10 protein-coding genes are annotated in these 14,778 nt (G+C 74.8%); 9 read left to right on the forward strand and 1 reads right to left on the reverse strand.

The genetic code is table 11. The features are described from left to right. Positions 1-231: 231 nt before the first annotated feature. Both IE329_RS10905 and IE329_RS10910 read left to right on the forward strand, forming a co-directional pair. The gene (locus IE329_RS10905; RefSeq protein ID WP_190210663.1) at positions 232-2,103 is read left to right on the forward strand and encodes an FAD/NAD(P)-binding protein; all 1,872 of its coding nucleotides are present in this window, start codon (positions 232-234) and stop codon (positions 2,101-2,103) included. Beyond that, the gene (locus IE329_RS10910) at positions 2,104-3,321 is read left to right on the forward strand and encodes a putative PEP-binding protein (RefSeq protein ID WP_190210664.1); all 1,218 of its coding nucleotides are present in this window, start codon (positions 2,104-2,106) and stop codon (positions 3,319-3,321) included. A 69-nt stretch (positions 3,322-3,390) separates the two neighbouring features. On the opposite strand, the gene IE329_RS10915 is transcribed toward IE329_RS10910, so the two are convergent. Further along, positions 3,391-5,010: a carboxyl transferase domain-containing protein gene (locus tag IE329_RS10915; protein WP_190210665.1), complete on the reverse strand. Its 1,620-nt coding sequence runs from the start codon at positions 5,008-5,010 to the stop codon at positions 3,391-3,393. A gap of 528 nt (positions 5,011-5,538) precedes the next feature. Between IE329_RS10915 and IE329_RS10925 the strand changes: the two genes are divergently transcribed. The 7 genes from IE329_RS10925 to IE329_RS10955 all read left to right on the forward strand — a co-directional run bounded on the left by IE329_RS10925 (position 5,539) and on the right by IE329_RS10955 (position 14,656). Further along, positions 5,539-7,005, forward strand: coding sequence for an NAD(P)/FAD-dependent oxidoreductase (locus IE329_RS10925; protein WP_190210666.1), 1,467 nt, complete (start codon positions 5,539-5,541; stop codon positions 7,003-7,005). Positions 7,006-7,211: 206 nt separating this feature from the next. Further along, entirely contained in the window at positions 7,212-8,126 is a 915-nt protein-coding gene (locus IE329_RS10930) for an SDR family oxidoreductase (RefSeq protein ID WP_190210667.1), read from the forward strand. 201 nt (positions 8,127-8,327) lie between these two features. Then, complete coding sequence (locus IE329_RS10935) at positions 8,328-9,776, forward strand: protein kinase domain-containing protein (RefSeq protein ID WP_190210668.1); 1,449 nt, start codon at positions 8,328-8,330, stop codon at positions 9,774-9,776. 149 nt (positions 9,777-9,925) lie between these two features. Next, positions 9,926-10,819: a hypothetical protein gene (locus IE329_RS10940; RefSeq protein ID WP_190210669.1), complete on the forward strand. Its 894-nt coding sequence runs from the start codon at positions 9,926-9,928 to the stop codon at positions 10,817-10,819. A gap of 85 nt (positions 10,820-10,904) precedes the next feature. Continuing rightward, positions 10,905-11,648 (forward strand): hypothetical protein, encoded by a 744-nt coding sequence (locus IE329_RS10945; RefSeq protein ID WP_190210670.1) that lies wholly within the window; start codon positions 10,905-10,907, stop codon positions 11,646-11,648. A gap of 178 nt (positions 11,649-11,826) precedes the next feature. Next, positions 11,827-12,699, forward strand: coding sequence for a class I SAM-dependent methyltransferase (locus IE329_RS10950; protein ID WP_229927352.1), 873 nt, complete (start codon positions 11,827-11,829; stop codon positions 12,697-12,699). Between the two features lie 934 nt (positions 12,700-13,633). After that, the gene (locus tag IE329_RS10955; protein WP_190210671.1) at positions 13,634-14,656 is read left to right on the forward strand and encodes an MBL fold metallo-hydrolase; all 1,023 of its coding nucleotides are present in this window, start codon (positions 13,634-13,636) and stop codon (positions 14,654-14,656) included. The last annotated feature ends 122 nt before the right edge of the window (positions 14,657-14,778 follow it).

A 14,778-nucleotide genomic window follows, 5' to 3' on the forward strand; every position in this document is an offset into this window, starting at 1 on the left:
TGCCCCACCTGCCACCGCGACATACCCACACCGATACGGACCTGACCAAGCCCTACTAGCCTTGGGCTCGGAAATTCCGTGTCCGCAGCGCCGACGACGAGTCCCCGGGGAGGACGGATCGCCTCAGTCCGGACGGCAGGTCCACGGGGGGTCGCACCGCGCCGGCGGCCGCCGGCGCCCGGGGCGGGACAGCGGATCCGGGTCCCCTTCGCTCAACGGAGAGGCTTCACCATGAGTCCAACAGCCATGCGTCCAAGAGTGCTCGTCGTCGGGGCGGGCCTGGCCGGCACCGCCACCGCGATCCGGTTGCTCCGCTTCGCCCGCGCCCCGCTGGAGGTGGTGCTGCTGGAGCAGCGCTCCGACTACCGGTCGGCCGGCGTCGCCTACCACCGGGACGGCAATCCCTGGGACCACGTGTTCAACATCCAGGCGGGCCGGATGTCGGCCTTCCGCGAGGACGTGCACGACTTCGTCCGCTGGGCCAACCGTGAGGCGGACCGCCAGGACTGGCCGGCGCCGTGGGACCGGTTCGAGTTCGTCGAGCAGGGCCCGGCGCCCCGCCGGCTCTTCCAGGACTACCTGACCGACCGGCTGGCCGAGGCCCGGCGGGAGGCCTGTCCGGGGGTCGTCCTGGTCGAGGCGGACGGAGAGGCGGTCGACCTGGAAGTACGCGCCGACGGTGTGGATGTGACGGTGCATCAGTTATCGGGGGAAGCCCCGGCCCCGGTGGCGGACGTGCTCTTCGCCGATCACGTGGTGCTCGCGACCGGTCTGGAGCTGCGCGATCCGCCCTTCGCCGCCGAAGTGGCCGGGCACGCGTCCTTCGTGCGGAACCCGTACTCCGCGGCCGGTGTCCGCAAGCTGGCGGGCCTCCCGCCGGAGGCGAGCGTCGCGATCGTCGGGTCCGTGCTGAGCGCGTACGACTCGGCGGGCCTGCTGCTGCGCCAGGGGCACACCGGGCGGATCAGCCTGATCTCCAGGACCGGGACGATCTTCCGGACCTATCCCGGCGGTCACGAGCACGGGGTGGTGCGGCTGCCCTGCCCGGTGTCGCTGCTGGAGCCCTACCGCGGCCGTGAGGAGTTCCTGGCCCGGGTCCGCGGGGAGTGGGAGGCCGCCTGTGCGGCGGTCGTCCGGGATCACCCGGGAATCGATCCGGGGGTGGTCCCCGAGCGGGTGGCCAAGGCCTGGGAGCCGCATCTCCCCAAGGCGCTCGAGCAGATCCCCTCCCCGGACCTGCGGCGCCTGCTGGACGAGTTCGGCACCGCGATCGCCGCGATACGGGTCGGCGCGGTGGAGTACACGATGGCGGTCATCGAGCGCGCGCTGCACTCGGCGGACGGGTCGGTGGAGGTGGTCGTCGGCAACGTGGAGCGGATCACGCCGGCGGAGTCCGGACGGCTGGTCGTCCAGGTCGCGGCCCCGGACGAGAAGCACACCGTGGAGGTGGACCTGGTGGTGTCCAACTTCGGCCGGGAGTCGGACTACAGCCGGGTCGGCGGGCGGCTCTGGCGGAACCTCCTCGGGCGGGGGATCGCGGTGCCCCACGCGCGGACCGGGCGCGGGCTGGAGGTCGACGAGCGGGGCGTCCTGCTGGGCCGTGACGGGGGCCCGGCCGGCCCGATCTCGGCGCTCGGCGTGCTGCGCGAGGGCGACGAGATCGTGCGGAACGGCCGGACCGGCGCATTCACCTTCAATCTCGCCGCCATCAAGAACCAGTCGATCGCCGTCGCGGCGAGTGCGATCGAGCAACTGGAACTGCGGGAAGGCGGTTCAAACCATCGCCTGGCCCAATTCCGTGGTCATGTCAGCAATATGGAGGAAGCGGCCCGCGGTGGATTCGAGGAGGCTGTAGGCCTGGAGGTGAGAAGGTTGGCCACACGTACTCGAAGTGAACGGGAAGTGCTCGATTCCCGATTGGACGAGCGCATCAGGTTCGTTGGCGAACTTTCCTCATCGTCAATGGATGCTTCCCTGCGTGACCGCTTGACGAGGGTGCTTGTCAACCGGGCCGCCGTCGAACGGCTCACCGACGTCTCCGTGACCCCACGGCAGTTGCGTCGGCAGTTGGGGATAGCGAACGCCGAGGATCTGGAGGATTAGTTGAACGGGCGACGAGTTCAGGGATTCCTGCTGACTGGTGGTACGGAGAGTGTCTTGCGAGGCACTTGTAACCGCACGAGAAGTCCACTTGAGGGGTCCATCCTCGTCGCCCCCTCGCTGGAGGCGGGTTTGTACGAAGCGATCGTGGCGGCGCGGGCCGTGGTCTGCGGTGCGGGCGGGCTGACCGGCCACATGCAGTCCATCTGCCGGGGCCGGGGCATACCCGTGCTCCGCGTCGACCAGGCCGATCTCGACGACCTGGTCGGCGAGGTGACCCTGTACCTGGAGAGCCAGTCGATCGTGATCGGCTCCGAAAGCGGTGCCGGGGCGCCCGACCCCGGCACCGGCGGCCAGCTGCTGGACAGGCTCGGCGCGGCCTGCGCCGTCATCGCGGACCTCCAGGACATCGAGACGATCAACGCCTGCGGGCCCGACGCGCAGCGGGTCGACACCTTCTTCATCCGGGAGGAGTTCCTCTGCCTGGCCGCGGGCCTGCGCCCGCTCGACGCGCTGGACGGCGGCCACGCCGCCATCGAGCTCTACGGCCGGGCCGTCGCCGGCCGGCTCTGCACCTTCGTGGAAGCACTGCTGCCCGGCCAGCGGCTGGTCCTGAGGCTGCTCGACCTCCGCTCGGACCATGCCGCCGGAGTGACCGAACTGGCCCCCGTCGCGGTCGAACCCAACCCCGAACTGGGCCTGCACGGCGCACGCTGGCTGCTCGGGTCGGCCGCCTACCGGGAGGCCCTGCACGCCGTGCTGCGGTCGCTGCGGGAGCGGCTCGGCGAGGAGGCCGGCCGGGTGCACCTCTCCGTCCCGTTCGTCAACGACGCGGAGGAGTTCGCCCAGCTCCGGGAGCACCTGCGGCTGCCGGCCGACGTGCCGCTGTCCGCCTTCGTCGAGACGCCCGCGGCGGTGCACGCCACCGCGGCGATCTGCGCCGCCGGGGCCAGCGAGCTGTTCGTCGGCACCAAGGACCTGGTGCAGTTCTACCTGGCCGCCGACCGGAGCAACCACCTGGTGGCCGAGTCCTACCAGACCCGGCACCCGGCCGTGATGGACGGGCTGCGCAGGGTGGTGGAGTCCGCGCGCGGGGCGGGCACCCCGGTGCGGGTGTTCTCGCTGGGGTCGGACCTCGACCACTACCTGGAGCGGCTGCCGACCCCGAACGGCTACATGATGTGCACCGCCGAACTCCAGCAGGTGCTGCTCCAGGCGTAGTTCCGACCCGGGCCGGCCGGCGCGGGACCGCCGGGCGGGCCGCGCCGGCCGATGGCGCGGCCCGCCCGGTCAGCGGACGGTGTCGCCGAGCCGCCGGTGGCGCAGCCGGCGCCCGGCCGCCCGGTCCGCCGCGGGGACGCCGGCCAGCTCGGCCAGCGCGGCCCCGACCGCCAGGCCGACCCGGGCGCAGAACGCCTCCGGTTCGGCCGCCGCGTCCGGGAGTTCGGGAATCACCTGGTCGACAAGGCCGACCGCCGCCAGGTCGTACGCGCCGATGCCCTGGGCGCGGGCCAGCTCGGCGGCGTGCTCGCCGTCCCGGTGCACGATCGCCGAGGCGCCCTCCGGCGGGAGCGGGGCCAGCCAGGCGTGCCGGGCCGCGATCACCCGGTCGGCGGGCAGCAGGGCCAGCGCCCCGCCGCCCGACCCCTGGCCGAGCAGCACCGCGAGCACCGGGGTGCGCAGGGCGAGCAGGGTGGTCAGGCAGTGCGCGATCTCCACCGCCACACCGTCGAGTTCGGCCTGCGCGGAGAGCTCCGCCCCGGCCGTGTCCACCACCGTCACCAGCGGCAGGCCGAGTTGCTCCGCCTGCTGGGCCGTCCGTCGTACGGCCCGCAGGTCGGCCGCGGTGAAGGGCACCTCCTGCGGGCCGGTCCGGCGCTGCTGTCCGACCACCATGGCCGGCCGTCCGCCGAACTCGGCCAGGGCCCGGACCAGCGCGCGCTCCGGGCCGTGCGGCCCGGCCGGCGACTCCAGCAGCACCGGCCGCCCGGCCGCGAACCGCAGCACCTCGCGGGCGCCCGGCCGGAGCGGGTCCCGGCTGCGCCGCACGGCGTCCCAGGCGTCGGGCGCGGGGGCGTCATGTGCGGGGGCGTCGGCTGCCGGCGCGTCCGGCGAGGTGCCGTTGGGTGCGGTGCCGTCGGGTGCGGGCGTGTCCGGTGCGGGCGTTCCCGGTACGGAGCCCGGGCGGACCCGGGCGGCCCGAGGGCCCTGCGCGGGCGGGCCGGCGGGCCGGTCGCAGAGCAGGGACAGCAGCCGGCGCAGCACGTCCCGCAGCTCGCTCGGCGCGACCACGGCGTCCACCAGTCCGCGGCCGGCCAGGGTCTCCGCGGACTGCACGCCGTCCGGCAGCGGGACGCCGCGCAGTTCCTCGTACACGCGCGGGCCGAGGAACCCCAGCCGGGCGCCCGGCTCGGCCAGCACCAGGTGGCCCAGGGTGCCCCAGGAGGCGAAGACGCCGCCCATCGTGGGGTTCCGCAGGTAGGTGAGGTACGGGAGGCCGGCGGCCTGGTGGGCCTGGACGGCGGCGGTGACCCGGAGCATGCAGAGGAACGCCGCCGAGCCCTCCTGCATCCGGGTGCCGCCCGACACCGGCAGCGCGATCAGGGGCAGGCCCTCGGCGGTGGCCCGCTCCACGGCCCGGGTGATCCGTTCGGCCGTGGTCACCCCGATCGAGCCGCCCAGGAAGCCGAACTCGGAGGCCACCAGCGCCACCGGCCGCCCGGCCAGCAGGACCCGGCCGGTGGTCACGGCCTCGTCCAGGCCGGTCCGCTCCCGCGCCCGGGCCAGCGACTCCCGGTAGGCCGGGTCGGCCGCCGGGTGGGCGACCGGCTCGTCCCAGCCGTCGAAGCTGCCCGGATCGGCCAGCAGGCCGACGAACTGACGTGCCGTCAGGCCGGATCGGCCGGTCATCGGCGCGCTCCCCGGAGGGCTGCGGCGACGGCGTCGCGGACGGCACCCCGCAGGGGACCGCGAGCGGTCCCGCGGCCGGCGGCGACGCCACCGCGTACGGCCGCCGGGGCGGCAGGTGCCCGCTGTGCCGTAGGGGCCGCCGGGGGGCGTCCGGTGAGGGGTCGGGTCGGTCGGTCCAGCTCCCAGGAATCCACCCGATCACCCTACGCACCGGCCCGTGGACGGAGGGGAGTGTCGGGCGGACTGTGAGCAGTCCCACCGCCGGGGCCCGCCGGGTCCGTCCGGCCTGCCCGGCGCCCGCCGGGTCCGTCCGGCGCCTTGTCCCGTTCTGCCCGGCGCCCGTCCCGTTCTGCCGGGCGCCCGGCCGGGGCGAGCGGCGTCGGCACCCGGCCCCGCCGGCACCCTACGGTCTGTCGCGCGGGCGGCCCCGGAGCTGGCAGCCTGACGGTTGCCCGGGCGTAGGGTCGTGATTAGCGTGCCTGGCATGTCCGGCGTCCCCCCGCCGGCCCGTCCGGAAAGCAGGCTCCCGTGGGCACCTCCGCCACACCCGCCACCGCCGCCGAGTCCGCCCCCGCGAACGGGTCGGTCTCCTTCTGGTACGCCGAGACCGGACTCCCCGAACCGCGGCCACGGCTGGACGGCCCGGCCGAGGCGGACGTCTGCGTCGTCGGCGGCGGCTTCACCGGCCTCTGGACCGCCTACTACCTGAAGAAGGCCGACCCGTCCCTGCGGGTCACCGTGCTGGAGCGCCGGTTCTGCGGCTACGGCGCCTCCGGGCGCAACGGCGGCTGGCTCTACAGCGGGTTCGCCGGCCGCGGGGTCTTCGCCCGCCGGTACGGCCGGGAGGCGGCGACCGGCATGCAGCGGGCGATGAACGAGGCGGTCGACGAGGTGATCCGGGTCGCCGCCGCCGAGGGCATCGAGGCCGACATCGTCAAGGGCGGCGTCCTGGAGGTGGCCCGCAACCCCGCCCAGCTGGCGCGGCTGAAGGCCTTCGTCGCGGAGGAGCACGCCTACGGCCAGCAGGAGCAGGTGCTGCTGGGGGCGGCGGAGTCGGCGGCCAGGATCGGTGTGGCGGGCACCCTGGGCGGCAGCTGGGGGCCGCACGGCGCGCGGATCCAGCCGGTGAAGCTGCTGCGCGGACTGGCCAGGGTCTGCGAGGAGCTGGGCGTGACCGTCCACGAGGCCACGCCGGTCACCGAGATCCGGCCCGGCGGCGGCAGCGCCCCGGCGCGCGCGCTCACCCCGTACGGCACCGTCTCGGCCCGGTTCGTGCTGCGGGCCACCGAGGGCTTCACGGCCGGGCTCCGCGGGGAGCGGCGGACCTGGCTGCCGATGAACTCCTCGATGATCGTCACCGACCCGCTGCCGTCCGAGTTCTGGGCCTGCGCGGGCTGGGAGGGCCGCGAGACCCTCGGCGACATGGCGCACGCGTACATGTACGCGCAGCGCACCGCCGACGACCGGATCGCGCTCGGCGGCCGCGGGGTGCCCTACCGCTTCGGCTCACGGGTCGACCACGACGGCGCCACCCAGCGGCGGACCGTCGAGCAGCTGCGGGACATCCTGCTGCGCTTCTTCCCCTCGGCCGGCGCGTACGTCGGCCCGCACACCGGCGTGGCGCACGCCTGGTCCGGCGTGCTCGGCGTGCCGCGCGACTGGTGCTCCACCGTGGAGCTGGACCCCGCCTCCGGCCTCGGCTGGGCCGGCGGGTACGTCGGCAGCGGCGTCACCACCACCAACCTGGCCGCCCGTACCCTGCGCGACCTGGTGCTGCGCGAGTACGCGGGCCCCGGCGCCGCGGCGGACACCGCCCTCACCGCGCTGCCCTGGGTCGGGCACGCGGTGCGCCGCTGGGAGCCCGAGCCGCTTCGCTGGCTCGGGGTGCACGGCATGTACGCCGCCTACCACGCCGCCGACCGGCAGGAGAGCGGCGGCCGGGCCGGCACCTCACCGATCGCCCGGATCGCGGACGTGGTCTCCGGGCGCCACTGACCGCCCGGGTCTCCCGGCCGCCAAGGGCCGGTGCGCCGGGCGGCCCGGGAGCCCGGCCGACCGGGCCGTCGGGGTCGGGTGCCCCGATCGTCGGGCCCGACCGGGCCCGGCGAGCGAGAATCGGAGCGACACCGAGTCCCCCGCGCGGTGGTGGCTCCCGGACGCTTCCGGGCGGCCCCCGCCCGCCCGGAAGCGAAGGACCAGACATGGCAGAGGCACTCGCCGGCAAGGTCGCCCTGGTGGCGGGCGCGACCCGGGGCGCCGGGCGGGCGATCGCCGTCCAGCTCGGCGCCGCCGGCGCGACCGTCTACGTCACCGGCCGCAGCACCGCGGGCCGGCCCTCGGAGTACCACCGGCCGGAGACCGTGGAGGAGACCGCCGCCCTGGTCACGGCCGCGGGCGGGCAGGGCGTCGCGGTGGTCACCGACCACCTGGTGCCGGCCCAGGTCGAGGCCCTGGTCCGGCGGATCGAGGCGGAGCAGGGCCGGCTGGACGTCCTGGTGAACGACATCTGGGGCGGCGAACTGCTCTTCGAGTGGGACAGCACGGTCTGGGAGCACGACCTCGACAACGGACTGCGGCTGCTGCGGCTCGCCGTCGAGACGCACGCCATCACCAGCCACTACGCACTGCCGCTGCTGCTGCGCAACCCCGGCGGACTGGTGGTCGAGATGACCGACGGCACCGCCGAGTACAACCGGACCAGGTACCGGGTGTCCTTCTTCTACGACATCGCCAAGTCCGCCGTGCTGCGGATGGCGTTCGCGCTCGGCCATGAACTCGGCCCGCGCGGCGCGACCGCCGTCGCGCTCACGCCCGGCTGGCTGCGCTCGGAGATGATGCTCGACCACTTCGGCGTCACCGAGGACAACTGGCGCGACGCACTGGAGAAGGTCCCGCACTTCTGCATCTCCGAGACCCCCTCGTACGTCGGCCGTGCGGTGGTCGCGCTGGCCGCCGATCCGCAGCGGGCCCGCTGGAACGGCGGGTCGCTCTCCAGCGGGCAGCTCGCCCGCGAGTACGGCTTCACCGATCTGGACGGCAGCCGCCCGGACGCCTGGCGCTACATGGTCGAGGTCCAGGACCCGGACCGGCCGGCCGACGCCACCGGCTACCGATGACCGGCTCCGCCGGTCGGTCCGGCGGCGCGGACGGAGGTCATGGTCCGCGCCGCCCGGGTGCCCGCTGCCCGTCGGCGGGCGGCGGCGAAGGTCCGGGTCCGTGCTGTTTCGCGGGAGTGCGTCCGCTCCGCGCCCGAGGTGTGGTTTCGTGGGCCCATGAGGGATGGGACGACGGTTCCGGCCGTCGGGGACAGGTTCCGGATGGAACGCCCGCTGGGAGCCGGCGGGCAGGGGGTGGCGTGGCTGGCCTACGACGAACGCCTCCAGCGCCGTGTGGTGGTGAAGCGGATCGGCGTTGCTGAGGCGTCGTCGGCCGGTGCCGGCGATGTCCGGGTGGCGCGGGCGGAGCGGGAGGCCCGGGCGGCCGCGGCGCTCCGGCATCCGGGGATCGTCACCGTGTTCGACCAGTTCCCCGGCGACGACGGCCTGCCCTGGACCGTGATGGAGTACGTGGAGGGGCCCTCCCTCCTTGAGGCGCTCGAATCGGGGCCGCTCCCGGTGGAGCAGGTGGCGCGGATCGGTGCGCAGATCGCGTCGGCCCTGGTCGCCGCGCACGCGGCGGAGGTGATCCACCGGGACATCAAGCCGGCGAACATCCTGCTGGCGGGAGAGCGGACGGTCGTCGTGGACTTCGGGATCGCCTCGATGCCCGGCGAGGTCACGCTCACGGCGACGGGCGCACCGATCGGCACGCCGCAGTTCATGGCCCCGGAGCGGCTCGACGCCGGGCAGGCCTCCACGGCCTCGGACATGTGGTCGCTCGGCGCGACCCTGTACCGCGCGGTGGAGGGGCGTTCCCCGTTCCCCGGCAGCACCCTCCAGGAGGTGTACCTGGCCGTCGCCCGCGGGATCCCGGAGCCGATGCGCACGGCCGGCGTCCTGCAGCCGGTGATCGGCCAGTTGATGCGGCTGCTGCCGGAGGAACGCCCCTCGGCGGCGGTGACGGCCGCCTCGCTGCGGGAGATCGTGGAGGGCCTGGAGGTCAAGGAGCAGGGGGCGGCCGCGATCGACCGGTTGCTCGGCCAGGCGACGGAGGAGCGCGAGAACGGCGCGTTGGACCGGGCCGAGGACACCTACTGGACCGCCCTCGACCTGGCGATCCAGCGCAACGCCCCACGGCAGCAGGGGTGGGCCTGGGACGGTCTCGGGTCGTGCCGCTGGCGGGCCGGCGACCCGGAGACGGCCATGCGGTTCTTCACCCGGGCCGCCCGGACGGCCGAGCTGACGGACGACGCGCTCATGGGGGCCTGGAGCCTGCACAACTTCGGCACCTACTGGCGCGGACGCGGTGAACCTGCCAGGGCCACGGACTTCTTCCGGCAGGCCCTGACCCTGGCGAACGCTCATCAGTGCGCCGCGGCGGCGGGCTGGACCCACCACCAGCTGGCCGAACTCGCGGCCGAGGACGGGGACACCCGCCAGGAGAGGAATAACTACGCGGCTGCCGCGCGGATCGGGTCGGACGCGGGCGACGACGTCCTGGCGGGCTGGAGCCTGTTCAACACGGCCCGGTGCGAGGAGCGCACCAAGGATCTTCAGCAGGCCCGCGAGCACTACGCGCAGGCCAGGGAGATCGGCCTGCGGATCTCCAACCGTTGGATGGCGGAGCAGTCCGAGGAGCGGCTCCAGCGGCTCGCGCCTCCCGGCTGAGACGCCGGCGGTGGCCGCCGGCGTACCGGCCACAAGCCCTGCTCCGCCGGGCCCCGGTCGTCGGCACGGTGCCACTCCCCGGACACCGGTGCCCGCGAGCCGCCGAAATCGGATGGCCGGCAGGGCCCGGCCCCGGTCATCCTGGCCCGATGGGAGACAGAGCCAACGTCGTCGTGGTCCGCGGGAACGGCACGCACGAGCTGTACCGGACCGGCTGGGCGGTCGGGATCGACCTCGACCTGGTGGACGGGCCGGCCGCGCTGCTCGCCATGCTCCCGGAACTCCGCCAGGACGGCTGGTGGCTGGACGACAGGACGGCCCAGGGCGGGTTGCTGCTGGACCTCGGCCGGAAGGTGCTGCTGTTCTTCGCCTGGGAGGGGCCGAGCGCCGAACTCCGCCACCGGGCCGCCATGTTCGAGCTGATCCGGGCGGCCTGGCCGGGCTGGGAGACGCGCTGGCTGTACGACGGCGCGGCCGAACTGCGCGCGTACGTCGGACTGGACCCGGCGGACGCCCGCTGCCCGGACTCGGACCTCTACCCGGCCCCCTTCCTCGCCCCGGGCGAGGAGGAGCTGGCCGGGCCCGACCCGGGCGGTGTGGTGGTCACGGTCGGCACCGACCGCTGCCATGTCGCCTCCGACGCCTTCGACCACCCCGTCCGCGAGGGCCTCCCCCTGCTCGGCCGCCTGGCCGGCGCCCCCGGGCACGGCGTCTGCCGCCTGCATGCCGGCTCCGGCATCCACCTCGACCCGGAGCACCGCCGCCTGGGCTGGTGGTCGCTCTCCTCCGTCCCGCAGGCCCACCAGGTGGCGGAGTCGTGGCCGGGCTGGACGGTGGAGTTCTGGCAGGACGACTGGGAACGGCACACCCGGGCCTGCTCCCGCTTCGCGCCGGAGCCGTTCGACGCCGGGACGGAGGCCAGGGCCGCGGTGCTCGCCGAGGCCGCGGAGCGCCGGGCCGCGCGGGCCGCCCACCGCGCCCTGGTCGCCCGCCTCAAGGACGCACCGGCTCGCCCCCGCGCGGGCCGGCCGGCAACGGGCTGACGGCCGACGCCGCGCCCGCCGGGCCGGCAGCACGGTCGGACCGAGGGGCGTCGGTGTGTCGGTGGGGGCTGGGAGACTGCGGTCCGTGCTGATCAAGGGATATGACCTGGGACCGCTGGTCGCGGGGGAGTGGCTGCTTGAGCGCGCCGGGTTCTGGGCCGGCCACCTTCTGGCCGTGTGCCGGTTCACCCCGGGGGAGGCCCGGCCGGTGCCCGAGTGGTTCGGTGACGACGGCGCCGACACCGACGCCCTGTCCGAAGTCCGGCTGGACGACCAGGCCTGGCCGGCGATTCGCCTTCCCTGCGAGGGCGGTCACAGCGCCGTCGTCGTCCACCGGAACCTGATCGGTGACCACGGGATCGACTACCTGCTGACCCGGCCGGACCGGTCCCGGCCGCAGGACCTGTCCAGCTTCGACGGCGACTGGTCCGGTCCGGGCCTGTCCTGGCGCGACCTCGTGCACATCGCCGGGACGCCCGACCCCAGCGCCCCTGGTGTGCACGACGTCGCGGCCCGGCTGCTGCTCCTGCTGCCCGTGCTCGCCGACGACGCGCTGCCGCCGGAGGCGCCGGCACGGGTGCACGCCGCACTCACGGCCGTCGGAGCGCCCGGCGAGTCCGCTCGGCAGACGGCTGACCATCTCCTCCGGAACAGGCGGCCGGCCGGCGGCGGCCACGGTTGCGCGGACTCCCCGCTGAGCGGCGGCCTGTGCCGGCACACCGAGGCGGACCCGGACGAACCGCCGCTGTCGTCGGTGCTCACCCTCACCCGGGTCCGGAGCGACGAGCCCGCCGCTGCCCTGGGAGGCGGGCCTTCGCCGGGGGTGTGAGACCCGGCCGCACCGCACGCCGGCTGCCTGTCACCGGGTGACGCACCTTCAGGATCGGCGGTCCGGTCCGCACCCGGTCCTGCGGCCTTTCGGTTGGCCGAATCGTAATCTGACGATACTTCCGAAATATTCATTTCTGTGGTATTATGTCGAAAATGAGCGAGTAGTGTCTCGCGCCATGGTGAACAACGAACAGCCGAGCCGGACGGCTCTCATGTCGGCCGCCGCGCGCGCGGCCCATCTCCTCGTCGACGCCGCCCCTCCGATCTTCGCCGACACGCTGGCGCGGCGCTTGCTGGGCGAGCAGGCCGATGAACTCCTCGGCTACCACCAGGCCTACGGTGACCACCCCGTCCTGAGCGGTGCGCGGACGGCGGCCGTCACCCGCAGTCGCTACACCGAGGACCGGCTGGCCGAGCTGGCCGGGCAGGGCGTCGACCAGTACGTGATCCTCGGCGCGGGGCTGGACTCCTTCGCCTTCCGGTCCGAACCGACCGGGAGCGTCCGGGTGTTCGAGGTCGACCGGCCGGCGACGCAGCACTGGAAGCAGGCCGTGCTGGCCCGGGCCGGGGTGGCGGTGCCGCCGTCCGTGGGCTTCGTCGCGGTGGACTTCGAGCAGTTGTCCGCCCGGACCTTGGCGGACGGGCTCGCGCGGGCGGGGTTCGAGCCGGGCCGGCCCGCGCTGGTCAGCTGGCTGGGGGTCACCATGTACCTGAGCCGGGAGGCGATCGGGCGGACCCTGGCCGCCGTCGGCGGCCTCGCGCCCGGCACCGAACTCGTCGTGGAGCACCTCCTCCCGGCCGGGCAGCGGGACGAGGCGGGCCAGGCGTACGCGGACGTGGTGATGGCGGCGGCGGCCGAGCAGGGCGAGCCCTGGCGGACCTTCCTCACCGCCGAGGAGATGGCCGGCCTGCTGCGCGAGTCCGGGCTCCGGCCGGCCGGGAGCGTCGGGCAGCGGGAGGCCCTCCCGGCCGCGGAATGGGAGCGGGCGGACTCGCTCCGGCCGTTCGAGCTGTCCGTGCTGACCCGGGCGAGCGTCCCCGCGCGCTGATCGTCGCGCGCTGACCAACCGCGCGCGCTGATCGTCCTGCGGGCGCTGCAGGCTGCCCGGCGGCGGTCGCCGGCACCCCTCCGTGTCGGCACCCCGCTCCGGCACCGGGGGTGCCGGCGCCGGGGGTGTGCGGTTCGGGCACCCGTGCTGACCTGGTACTGTTCTTCCTGTCGAGAGAGTGATCTTTCGTCAGGCGTCGGTGGTGCTGGTGGAGCACGTCCTACTTTCAGTAGGAAGAGTCCGTTCGAATCGGGCCCGGCGCTCCATTCTTTTCCGGCGGCCTTCTGCCGGTCCCTTCCCGGCCTACGGCCCGGCCTGCGGACCGCGGCCTCCCCGTCGCCGTTGCGGCGGCGTCCTGTGAGTCGTCCGTCCCGTGGTCCGGTCCGGCGGGCATCCCGTCCGGCGCGCCGGCGGCAGGGACGGACCTCGCCGTCGACCTGACCCGCGGGTCTCCCCGTGGGACTGTCCGGCAGCACCTCGGCCGGGTGGCCCGCCTCGTGCGCCTCGACGCCGCGGAGCAGCGCGTCGTGGGTGGCGTCGTCCAAGGCGTACGCCCCGCCCGCGCGGTGGGCCGCCCTGGCGGCCGCGGCCGTCCGCACGGCGCGGGTGCAGGCCGCGGAGCCGGCGAGCACGGCGATGGGCGCGGTGGAGGTCTTGCCTCTCGGCATGACGGTGACCTCTGACAACGCCGCCCGGCCAGCCCGTCGGCCCAGCGTGCCCGTCGGCCCGTCCGGCCCGGCCGTCCGGCGCGTCCGGCCCGGCCGGGTGGCCGGTGACGTCGTGGCGCGGTGTCCGGTCGGTGGACAGGGCGGCGGGCGAGCTGGGCGGGCTTCGGGCGGTTTGCTCCCCTTTGCGACGGTCGGAGGGCCGTGGGACTGTGCTGATCGTGTGGGTTCGGACGCGTAGTTGACCCAACATCGGCATAATCGCGGCCATGACGATCGCGCGTGCGAACATGAGCACGATTGCTGAAGACCTGTACGTATGGCTTCCGCCGAAGCGGGGCTGGGGCCTGGCCAACTGCGGCCTGCTGACCTCGTCGCGCACCGCGGCCTGGATCGACACCCCCTACGACCCCACCCTGGCGGGGGAGTTCCTGGCCGAGAGCCGCAAGCGGCTGGCCGCCGGGGTGTCGGTGGACCGCGTGATCGTCACCCACGCGAACGGGGACCACCTCTGGGGCGCGGGCGTGCTGCCGGACGCCGAGGTGATCGCCACCAAGGAAGCCCTGGAACACATCCACTACGAGCCCACCCCGCAGCAGCAGCACGCGCTGGTCAAGGGCGCCGACCCGGCCTCGCCGCTGGGCTGGTACCTGGGCGAGCACTTCGGGCAGTTCGACTGGTCGAGCACCGAGCCGGTGCACCCGACCCTGATGTTCCAGGGCGAACTCGAACTGCGCGTCGGTGACCACCCCGTGCACGTGATCGGGCTGCCGCCGGCGCACACCGACGGTGACCTGATCGTGCACCTGCCCCGGCAGCGGGCGGTCTTCTCCGGCGACATCATCTTCGCCTCGACCGAGGAGTTCCCCGGCGACCACCCGGTGCACTGGGCCGGGCCGCTGCAGAACGTGATCGACGCCTGCGGGCGGGTGCTGGACACCGGGGCCGAGATCGTCATACCCGGCCACGGCCCGGTGCTCGACCGGGCCGGCGTCCGGCGGCACATCGCCCACCTGGAGTACGTCCAGGAGCGTGCGCACGCCCTGCACGCGGCCGGCATCCCGGCGCTGGACGCCGCCCGGCGGGTGATCGCCGAGGGGCGTCACCCCGAACTCGGCCTGCCCGAACGCCTGGTGGTCACCATCGGCTCCGAGTACCGGCACCTGGACGGCTCCGAGCAGCCGGCCATCCTGGACGTGATGAGCCAGGTCGCCACCGTGGCCCGGGAGCTGGAGCCGGCCAGGATCCCCGGCCGGCGGTCCGCCGACGGCCGCCCGGTGCTGCCCGCCTGATCCCGGCCGCGGGCCGCCACCCAGGCCCGGACCGCAAGCCCCGGCCCCGGACGGACGAGCCCGGCCCGGACCCCACCCCGGACGGTGCGGCCCGCTGCCGGCACCGCCGACAGCACCTGCCG

The organism is Kitasatospora indigofera (genome assembly GCF_014655955.1).
GTDB classification, from domain to species: domain Bacteria; phylum Actinomycetota; class Actinomycetes; order Streptomycetales; family Streptomycetaceae; genus Kitasatospora; species Kitasatospora indigofera.